Consider the following 15,546-nt stretch of genomic DNA (forward strand, 5'->3'; position numbering starts at 1 on the left):
AGGTGAAAAGGAGATTCAAATTGAGATTCTCCGAAAAAAGACGAACTGGGGCCGAAGGTAAAGACCAGGGATTTGGTGCGGATCCTGCACGGCGAGGGGTATTCGGTCCCACAAATCACGGTTGCCCTTCGCATCAATCGCACCTACGGATATGCTCTGCTCAAGGAGTATGAGCCCAAGAAGCGTGAGCGTTCTGACGAAGCGGCGCTTCGTCAGAAGATCCAAGAGCTTTGCGGAGAATTTCCGACCAATGGGTACCGCCGAATCCGAGTGTGGCTGTACAAGCGCTATCAGCTTCGTGTTAACCACAAGCGTGTTTACCGAATTATGAAAGAGTTAGGTTTGCTAACCCGTTCCAAAGGAGGAACGGCGAAAAGAAAAAAGCAATCGGGCCGGATCCCGGTCACCGGCTCTAATCAGCATTTTCAAGTGGATATGACGAAGATTTGGTGTGGACGTGATGGCTGGGGCTACTTGTTTGCTGTGATTGATGCCTATGACAAAGAAATCGTGGGCTATTCCTTCTCACGGTTCTGCCGAACCGATGAGCTTCTTTCTGCTGTCAACCAGGCGTTGGAAAACCGTTTTCCTCATGGGGTCAAAGGCCGTGGCCTGACGATCCGCAGTGACAATGGATGCCAAATGACCAGCCGCCGTTATGTCAAAGCTTTACAAGACGCCGGAATCAAGCAAGAGCGTACAGGCTACAACAACCCCGATGCCGATGCGTACATCGAGCGCTGGTTCCGGACTCTGAAAGAGGAAACCGTATGGCTCCAGGAATACACCACCTTCCTGGAAGCCAAAAAAGACATCGACCGCTACATCCGGTTCTACAATGCAGAACGGCCACACTCTGCGTTGGGGTACCTGTCTCCAAAGGAGTTCCGTCAACGTTTTACCTCAAATGCGGCTTAAAATGTCTGGACTTTTGGTGTTCATTAAGAAACTGCTAGTTCATTATTCCATTGAAGGGATCAGGACTATGGCAGTTTTCAAAAATGTTAACAAGTACATTTTGTTTTTCTTCCATTTTCTCGTAATGTTCCATGATCTTCTTAATATGGTCCCTGAATTTATCCATCCTTACCACTCTCTTGCTTACCGGTACGATGAATTCACCCGCACTTGACATGGAGCCTCTACGGGCATGATTTTTTTGCGAAGCGGCCACCATCAAGTAGACGCAATGGCACATCAGCCTAACATGCCCGTTTCTCCATGTAAAGTGCTAATTAATTTACTGAAAACTAGGAATTCTCGTCGGAGGAAACAGTCTTCATAAAATGGTTGCCGAACTCTGCACTTTTTTGGCTCTCCCGCACTTTTGATGAAATCACTAGGAGCCTGTTATCATTCTCAAGTACTTGAAATTTGAAAAAAATGTAAGCTGAATCCGTTGCTTATTTTTGATAAAGAATTCGATTGCGAAGTAAATTAAAATTTGCTCGCCCATACATTTGTCTTTTAATGAGTTTTAAACGATGGATATGTCCTTCAACCGGCCCATTACTCCATTCAAGACTAAGAGAGGCATACACAGCGTCAAAATCACGCCGAATCCCTAAAGCAAAGCTTTTTAACTCCTGTATTCCACATGTTTCTGCTTCTCTAAGCCAACCTTTTTTTTAATTCGTTGGATACAAAAACGACTGAATGAACTTGATTACCCAGATATCTGAAAAATATGCTCTCCTTTCACTTTTTCCTGTATCTGCGGAATATCTGCCTTTCTTCCGCCTATACCTCCCCGAAATGCTGTATAAATCTATTGTTTTGCTTGCCGGCGTAATCCGACAATTGTCCCAGTAGCCGTAAACACAAAAATCCCATCGCAACAAATCAAATGCTGTGGCGGGACTGATTTTCCAGTAATAAGGGAGGTTTATCACTTTTCTGTTTTTGCAAATTCTCCTGATGAGTCTCCCTTGTGGTGAATCCGGATTTTTATGTAAACTCAATATTCTTCCCAATGCAGCTCCGGATTCCGTTCACCCGTTTTATAAAAATACTCAAAAGCCTTAATAACGTCTTCTTGTTTGACACAATGTTTGGCCAACTGTACATCTGGAACTTGGATCGTTAATTCATACTCTTTATCCTCTGGTTCTTCCGGGTTGATCAGGCAATATCCTGAACCATCTTCACAATAGTATTCGACTTTATATCTCTTCTCTCCATTAATAACATCCCCACCACCACATAGCAAAGAAGCTCCTTCATCATCTACCGGATCTAATGCAAAGTTGGTGATGGTTTCTCCGTCCATTTGCTTTATCACTTCATAAATTCGATCCCAATCAGGATTGTTCTCTAAATGATTCATGTCTTCAATACACAACTCCCATTCCATTACTAATATCCCTTCTTTCATTTATTTAGAGTTGGATATGGTGTATTTAATATTTTGGTCGGATTTTTGGGGTCTCTATAAAACTTTACAAAATGCATTTTATTATTTTCAAGATAATATAAATCTAACTCATCCAGATTTACTGCTTTCATTAATGGTTTAATACCACTTCTTCTACAAAATCCACACGGGATTTTATCAACATATAATACAGCTTTCCCACCCGTTATTCCTTCTTTTTGCCTATCAAGCAAAGCTTTGTAAAAAGCCATACCTTCAGCATGACCTGCAGATTCATTATTCGTTCCTAACAGCTTTCGAACTTGAGCATACTCTTCCCGGTCTTTAAAGTTTGGTTCAACTCCAGGAGCCTTTTGTTTCCATTTTCCATTTTTACTCCAATATTCTCGTCCATCAATTCTTAGTACGGCAACCGTCCAATCGTCGTCGTCACCAGTTCTAGCAGGAATGTTAAAATGCTCCCTTACCTGATTAAAATAATCCAATCCAACAGGAGGCTTTTTAACTCCGTTAACGATATTAGGATCCTTCTCGGCAGCTGTAACATCTTTTGCACTACTACTGCCGCCGCCCTGACCATCAGCAGCATAAAAACATTTAAAAAACGGCTCGTTCACAGAAGCAAAATATTTTGGAGTCGTCTGATAACCAAAACATTTTTCCGCCTTTTTAAAAGCGGTTTTCACTTCAAATTTCTCAGCGGCAACCGTGATTTTATTAAACGCCTGGATGATGGCCTCAGGGTCAAAAGCTAGAATCCCGGTAGTGAGACCCACAACAGTAAGGATTGAAGCGGCGACTTTATTCTGAAGGATCGTCTTTCGGAATAAGGAAACTGCTCCTCTTACTTTGGAGATCGTTTGCGGGATATGGAGTTTGCGCAATCTTCCCTGGACCCGGTTGATCCCATTGACAATACGGGCCGCTCGTCCGACTTTACTCACTTTCGCCGCCTCGTTGAGCCGGGCTATCCTGCTGATTGCAGCGGCTTTGCCGATGTCCGCGACTTTATCGACCCCTTTGGTACCGACAATGGATAACACCACTTGGCCGACCACATAACCAAGCCAATGCGCCCGGGTCTTCGCATTTCCATGAACAACATCCCGTTCCCATGACTCGGAAATCACTTTCCAGATCGCCTTGCCTGTCTCAACAGGGTGCTGAAAAGCATAAAGGATGTTTTGCAATGTCAAAATCGGATGACGGAGCATGTCCAAAATTCCTTTGATGGTATCAACAACCGCATCCCATTCTCCCTTAAAGAAACTGGCGGCAATGGTTATGACGGTCATCCAGAATAAGACTCCAGCCAGCCATTCGTGTTTGGAGCAGAATTCTTTGGTTTTCTGCCAAGCAAGAACGGCTGTTTGCTTCGTCCAATTCCAAACATCTTTACAGGTGGCAGTAAACCGATCCCAAAGACTGGGTTTGTTGTTTTTTGATGAAGCCGTAGTAATCAGCTTTTCCTTCGTTGGTGCCGGTCCTTGTTGAACCTTTTCAAAGTGATCATTCACATGGGGAACGTTAAAGCTGCTCCCATTCGCAAAACCTTGGCCACTCCCCAAAATACTTATGCCAACAAATGCGAAGAGAAAAACGATGATGAAGAGTTGAAAAACTTTACTTACATCAAATCTCCTCAAATTCCTCTCACCCTCCGCTTATGTATTTTTATAGAAATATATTATGGAAAGCAGGATTCATTGCTTATCACAAAAAGTTCTAATCCACTGCAAAAGCCACTCAGTTAAGAGGTATTGCATCAAAAATCCTCCTTAAGCTAAAAAAGGTCCTCCTTTATTTTTATACATAATTTCGTATCAAATTAAAAGTTTCGAATTATTCACCATTATGATTTTACGGAAAATAACATTGAATAAACCAAAATAATAAGCGCCATCGACAAGGTGCCGATAACGCTGAAAGTTTATAGCCTGCTTTGACTACAGCCATGTCTCCCCCTAAACAATCGATTCTATTCGATTTCTGGCTTCGCGTTTCAAGGTGGTTATCATTCTTTGTACCTTGATATCTTTTTCCTGTCTCTTCATTCGATCCGCCATGCGTTTAATAGAATCTACTGACGTCAGACAGAAAAGAGGGGGTACCAAAACCGTAACGTTTTGGCCGGATTTGGGAACATTGAGCGGGAATAGCACTTCATCCTTTACTTGACGCAGCACATCCCCAGGCATCTCAGCAATATGGATTCCTTCTGTACGTTCTTCAACCAAAGAAATCACATCGCGAAGGACTGAGCCGAACCGTGCCTTGCTTCCCACGATTTTCGCTCTTTCTTCCAACAGATGATGACCGGTCAAGAAATTCATCATTTCTTGAATCATTGCGGCACGAGTGTTTTCGGCCTCGATTCGTTTCACCGCTGCAGTAAACGTGAACTCATCGAGTGCTTGACCGTACAATTGCTGACGAAGAGGTTCAATTTCAGAATCGTTAAGAGTCTCTCCTTCAGCAAGACGAATTCCTTTCAAATCATCCCATTTTGTGATAAACCGCACTTCGCGGCTTCCATCTTCCTTTTTGCATAAAACCGCATACCCAACCATCTCCACATGAGGAAGATCGGGGATGTCTACTGAGATTCTCCTGACGCAACCAGGAAGCTTCATCTTCTCTGTTTTACGAAGGATCGCGTCAAAATACGGGTCGCCATATGAAGCAAAATGCACACGGGTTTTACCATCAGGGAGACCTGACTCATAGAGTTCCCTCGATACCGTTAAAACAGCCCCATCGGGTACTCCATCCACATGATTAATCTCAAGGATGAGGTTATTTTCATCAAAGATCTTACATCCCAATTCCTGAAGATATCGGGATTCGGTTAACGTTGACCAAATGGACTGAAGATTGACCGGAGCTTGCCAACGCTGATGAAAGCCGTTCATATTTTTATAAATCTCATATAAGTCTTTGGGATTGATCTCCATATAGGCCAGATGTTTACGTTGCTCTTCAATCCGCTCTCGAATACGGGATTCCAGCTCTTCCGGTGTTAACGTACCTTGAGCCAGTTCCTGAAAATCCTGTGGATCTACCGGAAGCAAGGCAAGCTGCTGCGTACCAACGATCAAGTTAGCATCCTTCAACCGCTGAAGCAAGCGTCCATAAACGATGGATTCCACACTGTCTACATAACAGAGATTCAGCACATAAACAACTTCATGCTTCTGTCCAATCCGGTCGATCCGTCCGATTCGCTGCTCGATCTTCATCGGATTCCAGCCGAGATCATAGTTGATGAGCAAATCGGCGGTCTGAAGGTTCAACCCCTCCGCAGCGGCATCCGTGCAGACAAGGATATCGATTTCACCGCGCAAGAATCGTTCCTTGACCTCTTCCCGCTCTGTGTCCACCCATGTTTGGGCTTGAGAATCATAATAACCCGCGCCCTTTCCGGAATATGTCCCGATTCGCATTTCAGGATCGGCTCTTTTGAGCCGCTGAACGATATCCACCAGCGTATCGTAGAATCTGGTGAAAATGACCGTTTGGCGAATCCTCCTCGTATGACGGTTCCTACGGTTATCCAGCTCGCTAAGCAAGAACAGCATCTTGGAAGATTGACCATGTAACTCTTCCATGTCTTTGAGCATTTTTTTAAGCCGTTCCTGCTCCCACCGAAGGTCAGCAGGCGTCCGATTTTTCAACAGTTTGTCAGTGATTCCCGGGTCTTCCTCCTCCACCTCATCATTAAAGACAAGATCTTCTATTCCACTTCCGTCATATTCTTCTCCATTGGTTTTGTACTGATGCCGAAGCGTCTCTTCCACTCTCTTGAGACGCCGCTCGATTGTTTTCTGAAATGCATATAAACTGGAGGCAAATCGAAGCCTCAGAAAGCTGAGGAGGAAACTGATCATCTGCTTGTTCTCTTCTTGGGAGCCGATCTGTACCACCAGACCTTTGCAGTACTCTTCCAACTGATCATAGATCTTCCGCTCCAGCGCATTAAAACGGATTTGAGGAAGATCACGGATTTCTCTCTTAGCTAGGTTCTGTTGCAGTTCACCGTTTTCCCGATAAATCTCAAGCAATTGACGGGTATGGCGGAGCATGACCCGGGACAGGGGTGAGGCACTGAAGATTAAGCGGGACATCAGTTGTTGGTTTCTGGTACCGCGTGGAACCCGGTTAAATTCCAACCACTGGCGAGCATCGCTTCGAATCCGACCGCTGATAACCACATCGGTCAAAAACTCCCAATATTTATGATCCTGATGCTGGGTTCCCAAAATGGATCGCCGCAGGAAATCCCAATCATCCGAACCAATTTTCTCGCCTTGTAGCAGCCTGCCGAGAATTTCGTAATATTTCATGGTCAATGTAGGATCGTACTGAAATGCTCCCACCCGATTCGTCAAAGCGATCAAATCGCTAACCTCCACCAGGTGAATCTGCATCGGTGTAGCGGTGGCCAGCCACAAACTGCGCGTCCGTCCCCGTAAGTGATCCCGAATCGTCGTATAAAGATGACCGAACTGAGGATTGGCCTCTGCTCCCTTGGAAGGGTTTTTCCGCCGGGCCATATGGGCCTCATCCACCAAAACGATGTCAAATTCTTCAGCAATTTCCAGTTGCTTGATCCTCTCCCGCCGCGACATAAGGCCGGTTGACACAATGACGAGATTCGGCTCATAAAACGAACCAGAAGTAAAGTCCTCCTCAACAGGCAAGATATAGTGATGCCGTATTCCCGGTGTCATCACCCGGCCAAAAGACAACAATAATTTGGAGGCAAGCTGACGCTGCCATTGGGTGGTTAAACTTGCAGGGGCAGCGATTAAAATCCGTTTGGCCCATCCCGCCAAATGCAAACAACGAATGGCCAGTCCCGCTTCGATCGTTTTACCTAAACCCACCTCATCACACAGCAGATAAGAATACGGCCAGTTCTCCACTAATCGACGCACAACCATGATCTGATGGGGCCACGGTTCAACCGGTGCCGTTTCCAACCCAACATAACGCCCACCCGGCATTTTGGGTGCATCCCGTAACACGGCGAACTTCAGCCGCTCAAGCGCGGAAGGAATTCCATCCGGCTGAACCTTTTCCGCTTTTGTCGAGGGCTCGGGAATCTCGCTGGTTCCGTCGGTTTCCAGCGGCCTTTTCACGTCTTGAGCAAACCGAACCAGCCGGCGTCGAACCGCTTCCGGAAGAGTCAGCACGCGTATATGACGAACTTTCCCTTCCCAGAGCGTTTCAAATGATTCAGCCGCTTCATCGACTCTTTTCCGATCCGTTTCTCCCCACCAGTCACAATGGATATCAATATTCTCAGCATTCAGATGCAGTGCGGTTTTGGACTCATTGAGCGATCCGGCTCCATACATCCGGTTCCCATATTCGTCGGTAAACACAAACCATTTCTCGTGAACATAACCATCTTCCATCGAATCAAAGGAAATCGGCTCTCCGGTATCTTTGTGCAGCCGAAAAGCCACCCGAACTTCCAGATATCCTTTCTCCACCATCCAGGCCAACAATGTCACACCGTTACGAACACCTTCCGGCCAAGAGTCCGCCTGTTCCAATTCTTCAGTCAGCTTTTCCGACAGTCTTTTTGCATCTCCTTGTAAGATCGCTTTTACATCGTTCGGTTCCAGATCAGCACCAACGATCAGGCGCATTTTTCCACCTTGATTGGCAAAGGCGGAAAATCCTTGGGAAGCGGCTGCCAGAGAAGTGGACCGGAAATACCCGGCCACGCGGTCATAGCGAACCGCGCGGCTGAGTGCCGGAATGTAAAAGTCATGTAACATATTGATTGGCCTGTCTCCGATCATGGTGGAGGAGGTCTTGTAAGAGAGAAGCCACTCGCGTGATCTCAGTCCTTGGTTGTTCCTACTCTCTCTTATCTCGGTCATGATGTTCCTCCTATCTATGATCCGCCGGTGATTCTTATCTCAAGCCGAACAGGATAGCTTCTCCTTCCCGCCGAAGCTCTTCCTCTGTCATCTCCGCTGTCCAGACGGCCAAAAGGTCCAAGACGGTCTGCCCTTTCTCCTTCGCATGTTGTGCCAAGTATGCACGAGCGACTGGAACATCACCTTCCCGGTAGGCAAGAATCAGGCCATGCAGCAGATCCCACTCTGTCTGGGGATTGGCCAAACGCTTCGGATGACGCTCTTCCGGTTTTACCAATCGCAATTTGGAACCTTTGCGTACCAATGGCGCATGGAAGCCTCTATCTTCCGCATCTGTACCACGGATGCTCCGGCCCCTGCTGGCGTCGTTGATTCCAACCATCCGATTCTGAACACTGTATCCTGCCGGACGCATCTCCAGCGCGATGTTCAACGAGCGTGACAAGTTCAATGCCTCGTCATAAGGGAATTCATTCAGCCCAAAAATGCCGTAGAGCGTTAACGACATCGCCGCTTCCGGGTTCAGGTCTTCTACCTTGAGACGTCCGCGCGTCAGGCGGCTAATCTGGTGCTCTGCCACGACGGCACTGGCCTCGTTCATTGCCCGGATCGGGGTGACAAGTTCATCTCCGTCCAATACCGGCCAATGCTCTGACAGCACTTGCAGCGCCCGTCCGTAACACGCCACCATCTCATCCACGGGATTGAGCTTCAGCGTCTCAAACTCTTTCAGTCCTTCACGAACAGCCGTACGAATGCGCTGCGCAACGCCAGTGCCGCCAAATCCGGTCCAGGTCGTCGGCATTTGGTTGTCCTGCTCCCTTTTGCGACAGGTGAGAAAAATAGAGCTGGCGGCAGCGGCCATCCCTTTTTGGTGCGTGGACTCACCTGCTTCTGATTCCACCGGCATCGACGAGGTAATTGTCCAACCCTGTTCAATCAAGGAACGTGTCAACGCTTCCCACGCCTCTTGTGTTTTATGGGTGAACATGATCGTCAAGATCCCGTCATCTTTCAGTACACGGCGACACTCGGCGAAGATTTCCCCCATCAGTTCTTCATAACGTTGAGCGGCATTTTCATTGGAACCATCCCGAGCCGGATTGGCCACGGCTTCATCCGTTTTGTTGGTCAGCCGTCGCTCGAATAAATCAGGGTAAAGGTCCGATAAAGTCCGCTTCTGCCAGACATAGAAATAGTCGGAAAGCTCTGCATACTGGACATTGTTGTAATAAGGAGGATCCACACAGATCAAATCTACGGAACGAGCTGGCACTCCGGTATGTGCCGCCGTACCATAGAGAATCGTAACAGGCGGGGGCGCTCCTTGTAATTTCTCATGAAGCGGAGCTACCAATTCTGCAATTCCCCGATAAGCATCTAAAACCTGTGATAAAGCCCAAGCTGGACCAGAATAAGGTCCTGTATAGATCATCTCCCCAAAGGTCCACTTAAGTGAATAGTCATGACGGCCAAATGTATTAACCAATACACCACGTCCGTAATGCCAACGCGTCTGTTTACTGTTGTAATCCACCAATTTATCAATCACAAATTGCAGATAGGTGACAACCGCCTTGCCTCTCTCCTGACCCAGTTCTTCGATTATCTGTGGCTTAAGACGATTTAACTCCTCAACCAGAGCCAATTGCCCCAATAGCTGCCGCGGCGTAAACATATCGCACCAACGATTCATTCCATAGTTTATTGGACGCATATCATTTCCTTGTGGGAACCTTTCGGTCGGAATCAATCCCTCCTGATCCCATTCATCCCAGCGTTGTTTCAGTTGAAACTCGGCTTCTTCCAAAGCCTTCAGATCCTGCTCATTGGGTGCACGGAAGAACGTGATTTTCTCTATCTTGATTTCCCCAGCTTTTGCACCGCTTTTATACCGTTGGGGTTGTCCGTCCTTGTCCAGTTTAGGCTGATAGCGTACTGCCACGACACAGTACAGCCGATCCTTCCATGTTCCACGCGGAGACTCCCCACGTGCCTGTGCTTTGATTTCTTCCGATGGAATTGCCTGGCGGCAGTGAATGCAAAGCCCAACTCCTTTGTTTACGGTAGCAAAATCAGGGTCCTCTCCATTCGGACCTTTCTTTCCTTGGAGACGGTAAGGTTCAAATTTTACTATTCCCCTTTTTTCCTTGCCATCCGTAACAATACGAACTGCCCATTTCTCTCCCTCTTTGGATAGCCAAGAGGTATTTAGGAGAGGAGCTTCTCCTTCACAATGTGGACAGGTGACTTGACGACAAAACAAAAGGCCTACTTGATCTTTTTCCAACCCGTCAAATTCAGATATCAAGTCCGGGAAAGATTTACAATGTTCTCTTAATCGTTTTCTCTCACTTTCCGGAAGTGGAGAAAATGGAGTGACTTTCTTCAGTTTTTGTTCAACTGTTGTAATCAGTTTGTTACCCCACTTTTTCAGGTCATCAAGAAGACCCGTACCAAAACGAACAGGGTAATCCAATGTCGCATACTGAATCACAGTTGCTACCGGATTGAGATCATTGGCGATAACTTTATAACCCAAACGAAGAGCCTCGAAAGGAATGGATCCACCACCAGCGGTTGGGTCAAATACGGTAAACTGTCTTTCAATAAGAGTAGGATGATGTCCATAAGCTCTGCTATAACCGTATAAATCTTCTTCATCCAACTTGATCGAGTTACCAAGTATATTTATCACTCGATCTGATTTTGCAAACTCAATACGCTCATTTACATTTGCTGGATCTGCTGCCACTCTTTGAACAGGAATCTTCATCCCTTTTTCCGGAAGCAATCCAGACAATGGAACAGACTCTTCCTGCCAACGAACAATTACCGGATGTTGTTTGAGACCCAGATCTTTTTGACACAGCTGTTCAATGATCTTCAAGTTTTTTTCGCGTCTCTCTTTTTCATTTCTATAAGCACGTAAAATGACATCATCAACAAGCAGCCATTCTCCGGATTCATCTGACTTCACGCGTTCTTTCAATTTTTTTGTCAGTGTCCACGGCACACCATTCACGATCGCTTGCACCTTTTCTATCCCTAGTTGGCGCAGGAACCAGTCCGGATTTGTTCCGGCCGGCAACAGTGATCCCAAGATTGCCGCCCGACTGGGAGTCAAAGGCCGTCTTGCCCACCAGACATGAAGAAAATAGAGTGGCGGAAGCGCCGAACTAGCTCCTCTCTCTCGCTGAGTCTCCGCCCCAACCTGGTGACAGGGAAAACCCGCTTCAATAAATCGGACTTCCGCTCTTGTTTGGTTCTGAGTTGTCATTTTCTCCTCTCCCATTTCTCTATTTACGGAGTTTTTGCAGCATATGTTGGATTTCTTCGTCTCCCGGTTGGCCGCCAAGCATAATCCTCATACCGGCCAATGCCCAGCGGCTGGCAGCCTCACCGTACTGGGTAGTACGAGTAAACCAATAGACAGCCTCTTCCCTGCTAAATCGTTCCACTCGCCATGCGATCAGTTCAACGCGGTCCAGATCGGCGACCCTCTCCTGTAATTTGAAAATGAGCGCCAGCTTGGCTCCAGATTCTTCATCCAGAGGCAAGTTGCCGCGGTATTGAATTCGGTCTTTGTTAAAAAATCGCTGAAGTTCCAAGGGAATTCCTGCAACATCATTTACCCTGCTGAGAATCTTTCTGAGAGCTGGCAAACAGCGGCGCAGGGGCTGACCATACAGCAGCCCCTGGTCTTTAAGCATCGATTTGCCTTCAGCCTGTTCACCCCCATAAGGACTGTCACCTGTGTAAATCCGTTTCTTAATAACCAAAACAGGAGCTGGTTTGTCCTTGTACTCCGTCAGTCGGAGAACCCAAGGAGCATGATCCAACTCCGGGAGGATACGGTGCTGAAAGTCCCGTTCCAGTTCCCAGTCCTGTGCAGTGATTTGATTGACCATAACGACTACCTCACCTACTTTTTATTCAACTCCTTCACAAAGGGACAATCTTCGGCCGGATCCGCGATATCGAGTTCAACCTCTGCTTGCTCCCCATTTTTAACAATTCCATCAAGTACTTCAAACCATTCTCCCAGTGCCTTAATGGTTTGTGGGGGTGCATCCTCCAACTGAATTCTCAACGCTCCACCTGCTGGTATTTTGAAATACAGATCCAGAAAATCGACCTTTGTTTTGCCGCCTTTGTTATAGAGACTACCCATCCGCCGAAGAAGAGGCAATACTTTTTCGAGAGCTTCATCCCCTTGAATATGGATGCGGTTGGATCGATCATCATCAATCCAGCCGTTTTCCTTTGCCTTGGCTTTGGTGACCAAAACATCCTGGGACAGCGGGACATATTGAAATGCTTTTGAACCTGAGATCAGGTCAGGCTTATTCCAAGTATCCCCCTTATTCTGGCAGGCATAGAGCTTAGAAGCTTTTAATAAGGAAACAACGGTGTCATCCAGCTCTTTGCGCGTCACTTCTCCTACGTTTTGCTGAACGATCTCTTCAATCTGCTGAACACTTACGCTTCCTTCCTTATTTACTACTTCATAAATATGTTGCTTCAACACCTCCGGATCAACCTTCCGCTCATCAAACCACCCCCGCCGTTTAGCGCCTTGAGGAGTGATGAGCGCATATGAGGCCGACATCAGGTTTACACCCATTGGTACATCATTTTTCTCGTGATAAAATTCGTCTGGTCGTGATTGATCAGGAGAGTCCATACAAAATACACACCAGACTCCTTTTTGTACTCCACCGCGAATCAGTTGTTCCAAAATCCCCTCATTGGCGAGCACTGGCCAACTGCGGATACAAGCAAAAGAATGTTTTAGCTCTTCCACAGTGACTGTGTCCCCACGTTCAAAAAACAATTTGCTGAGGTTGATAAGGTCGGAACGGTTGTTGTTTTGCTCGGTAAGTAACTCTCCGGCTTCGATGAGTGCCGCCCGAATCAGTTCGATGAAGGAAGCCCCGCTTTCCCCGCCGGTTGTTTTGAATTCCTTACGGACAATATGCCCGGCTGTAGACGGATAATACAGGCTGGTATAGATGTCCGAAACAGCGGTCATGAGCGCATGCTCCCGCTCTGCCTTCCGGTTGCTGAAGCCACTCTCTTCCAACCGCTTCGGATTAACTCCGAAGTTTTGCGGCTTCTTTGTCAGATCCTGCATCGCCAGAACTTGCCGGGCAATGGCCTCCAATCGGTGACGAACATCCTGCGACTTGGCTCCCTGTCCCGGCAACAATTCCAGACTGGGGTTGGTCTCCCCGATCTTGACCGTTTCAGGAACTAGCAAGAAGATCAGATTTTGTTGCATACGCGGTTGGTTTGATCCCTTCATCGTCACCATGGCTTCAATATCGATCGTTTCCACCGTGGGCGACACAATTCCAAGAATCGGCTTTCCTTTTTCATCCGGCAGATGGTCCGGTTGGGAAACGTCATGTTCGACATGGAACAATCCGCTTTTGTCAGCCTTGATAATCCTCCGTGCCATATCTTCAAGCAAGCCTTTCACTTGCGAATGAGTCACTCCATTACGAATGCGCGCCAAGATGCTGTTAATCGTAGGTTCGTCGCTGGCGTAGTATTTTCCTTGTTCAAAGCGGAGATAGTAGGCACTTTCTGTGATCTCCTCCAAGGCGATGCGGACCTGGGGCGGCGTCATGCCGGGGAACGAGACACTGAACAATGCCTCCGATTCCGTAATCCCGAAAATCTTGGACGAAATCCCTTCATCCCTGCCCACTAGGCTATGCAGAAATACGGTTTTCCAAGTGTACTCGAACAGCGGATGCCCCTCTGGATGAGGATTATTCCGATCTGCTCGCTCTGCGTTGCTGAGTCCTCCGTCCAACGATTCGGTGTCCACGCTGCCAATATCGGCATTAAGCACTAGTAAAAGATCGGAACTCCCCGTCCGCCCAAGAACCTCATTAACAACCCGTTCGGTCCGGAGGTCCAGATGACAGGTATGAATCATGGGAACATCAATCTGCTTTTTCCACAAACTCCGTACTGCGAGAGACAGAACGCGGAGCACTCCCCGTGTTCCTTGGAAGTTTTCAGCTTCGGCCAATTTTTTATTTAGGAAATCTACCAAAGTGGGATGGAACGGGTAATTGGCAACCATCCGATCACGGAATCGCTCACTGGCTGCCTCCTCTGGAAGCAGATTACTGTTTCGGCGATACATCGCCATATACTCTTCTGCGGTTTCTCTTGCTGCCAAACGATTTACGGAGACAAACAGTCGTTTCGCTAAAACGGAAGAAATTTCAGTTGCCTGCACAGGTGTTACTTGAACCGCATCTCGTGCCACCACGCTGGTGATATCCTTGATTGCCTTTTCGCTGATTCCCACCGCGTCATCCTCTGTGATTTCTTCTCCTCGAACAACCGCAATCAATTCGGCCAGACGTTCGGTTTGTTTGGCAAATGCATCTGTGGAACTGGCAAGTGTCAAAACGATGGCGATCCCAGGATGATTTCGGACATAACCATGAAGTGTCATCAAAAATGCTGCCAATTGGTTCGCACCATCTGGTCGTGCAGCTTCCAAACGCGCGGCGTACTGAGCCAACTCATCCAGCATGAGAAGAACTTTCCTTCCACCAAATACCTTATCAAAATAGGTGCGCCCCGGTGCGGCATAAGAAGTGGCTTCTTCCTCTACTTCTTTGTAGAGAGATTCTCCACCGATTTGATATGCGATCTCACCCCAGAGCGTATAAGGAATGAGATCTTTCCCTTTTGACTTATGTACCGGGATTTCATCCCCTGCCACACCAACGACGGATACAGAGCCTGGTGCAGGAAGAAGATTTGGATCGAGAATTTCTCCTATCGATCCTTCCAGTTTTTTACCCTGATAAGCAATGTGGGTACAAGCGATCAAAGTATGCGTTTTTCCTCCACCAAATGCCGTTTCCAAACGATGAATTGCAGGAACTGTCATATCACCTGCAATTCGGCTGAAAACTTCCGTTAATGTGGTTTTCAGACCTTGCGTGGGATAGGTCGCTTCATCAAAAAACTGTTGTGCATTGGTATAAATATTATCAATTGAGCTACGTCCCGTACGATAGAAATCAATGATCGGGCTGAGCGAAGCAGTAAATACTTCCGGATTAAATGTTCCCGCCAATATCTCAGGGCGCGGTTGGCAAGTCTGTAAAACAGAAATCATATAATGTCCCCCTTGTTTGTATCTATATATATTGGGAAAATAACTTTTACAGGATCTTGACTTTGATTCTATTTTATCTTTTCCGTTTCTTTCTTGTCTTGTATTTTTTCTATTCTTCCAGA

General features: G+C 47.0%; 7 protein-coding genes and 1 pseudogene. 1 reads left to right on the forward strand and 7 read right to left on the reverse strand.

Features of this window, described 5'->3' with window-relative positions; all coding sequences use genetic code 11:
- Nucleotides 1–45: 45 nt before the first annotated feature.
- Nucleotides 46–918, forward strand: a complete 873-nt coding sequence (locus I8U19_RS13115; RefSeq protein WP_255517851.1) for an IS3 family transposase — start codon at nucleotides 46–48, stop codon at nucleotides 916–918.
- 485 nt (nucleotides 919–1,403) lie between these two features.
- On the opposite strand, the pseudogene I8U19_RS13120 reads toward I8U19_RS13115, so the two are convergent.
- From I8U19_RS13120 to I8U19_RS13150, 7 genes and pseudogenes are all read right to left on the reverse strand, one after another.
- Nucleotides 1,404–1,622: pseudogene (locus I8U19_RS13120) on the reverse strand (transposase); the annotation flags it as partial.
- A 335-nt stretch (nucleotides 1,623–1,957) separates the two neighbouring features.
- Nucleotides 1,958–2,353, reverse strand: a complete 396-nt coding sequence (locus tag I8U19_RS13125; RefSeq protein ID WP_198056108.1) for an Imm1 family immunity protein — start codon at nucleotides 2,351–2,353, stop codon at nucleotides 1,958–1,960.
- Nucleotides 2,354–2,370: 17 nt separating this feature from the next.
- The gene (locus tag I8U19_RS13130; protein WP_198056109.1) at nucleotides 2,371–4,020 is read right to left on the reverse strand and encodes a deaminase; all 1,650 of its coding nucleotides are present in this window, start codon (nucleotides 4,018–4,020) and stop codon (nucleotides 2,371–2,373) included.
- 318 nt (nucleotides 4,021–4,338) lie between these two features.
- Nucleotides 4,339–8,268, reverse strand: coding sequence for a helicase-related protein (locus tag I8U19_RS13135; RefSeq protein WP_198056110.1), 3,930 nt, complete (start codon nucleotides 8,266–8,268; stop codon nucleotides 4,339–4,341).
- Nucleotides 8,269–8,302: 34 nt separating this feature from the next.
- Nucleotides 8,303–11,548 (reverse strand): DUF1156 domain-containing protein, encoded by a 3,246-nt coding sequence (locus I8U19_RS13140; RefSeq protein ID WP_198056111.1) that lies wholly within the window; start codon nucleotides 11,546–11,548, stop codon nucleotides 8,303–8,305.
- 19 nt (nucleotides 11,549–11,567) lie between these two features.
- Nucleotides 11,568–12,179 (reverse strand): DUF7680 family protein, encoded by a 612-nt coding sequence (locus tag I8U19_RS13145; protein WP_198056112.1) that lies wholly within the window; start codon nucleotides 12,177–12,179, stop codon nucleotides 11,568–11,570.
- Nucleotides 12,180–12,193: 14 nt separating this feature from the next.
- A complete protein-coding gene (locus tag I8U19_RS13150; protein ID WP_198056113.1) occupies nucleotides 12,194–15,424 on the reverse strand; it encodes an ATP-binding protein in 3,231 nt (1,076 codons plus the stop codon).
- Nucleotides 15,425–15,546 lie beyond the last annotated feature (122 nt).

Origin of the sequence: Thermoactinomyces sp. CICC 10523, from assembly GCF_016055105.1 — a bacterium.
GTDB classification, from domain to species: Bacteria; Bacillota; Bacilli; order Thermoactinomycetales; family Thermoactinomycetaceae; genus Thermoactinomyces_A; species Thermoactinomyces_A daqus.

What these genes read in the sequence shown, in the direction of transcription:
- I8U19_RS13125 (WP_198056108.1), bottom strand. Translation starts at nt 2,353, where the DNA reads ATGGAATGGGAGTTGTGTATTGAAGACATGAATCATTTAGAGAACAAT.
- I8U19_RS13135 (WP_198056110.1), bottom strand. Translation starts at nt 8,268, where the DNA reads ATGACCGAGATAAGAGAGAGTAGGAACAACCAAGGACTGAGATCACGC.
- I8U19_RS13140 (WP_198056111.1), bottom strand. Translation starts at nt 11,548, where the DNA reads ATGACAACTCAGAACCAAACAAGAGCGGAAGTCCGATTTATTGAAGCG.
- I8U19_RS13145 (WP_198056112.1), bottom strand. Translation starts at nt 12,179, where the DNA reads ATGGTCAATCAAATCACTGCACAGGACTGGGAACTGGAACGGGACTTT.
- I8U19_RS13150 (WP_198056113.1), bottom strand. Translation starts at nt 15,424, where the DNA reads ATGATTTCTGTTTTACAGACTTGCCAACCGCGCCCTGAGATATTGGCG.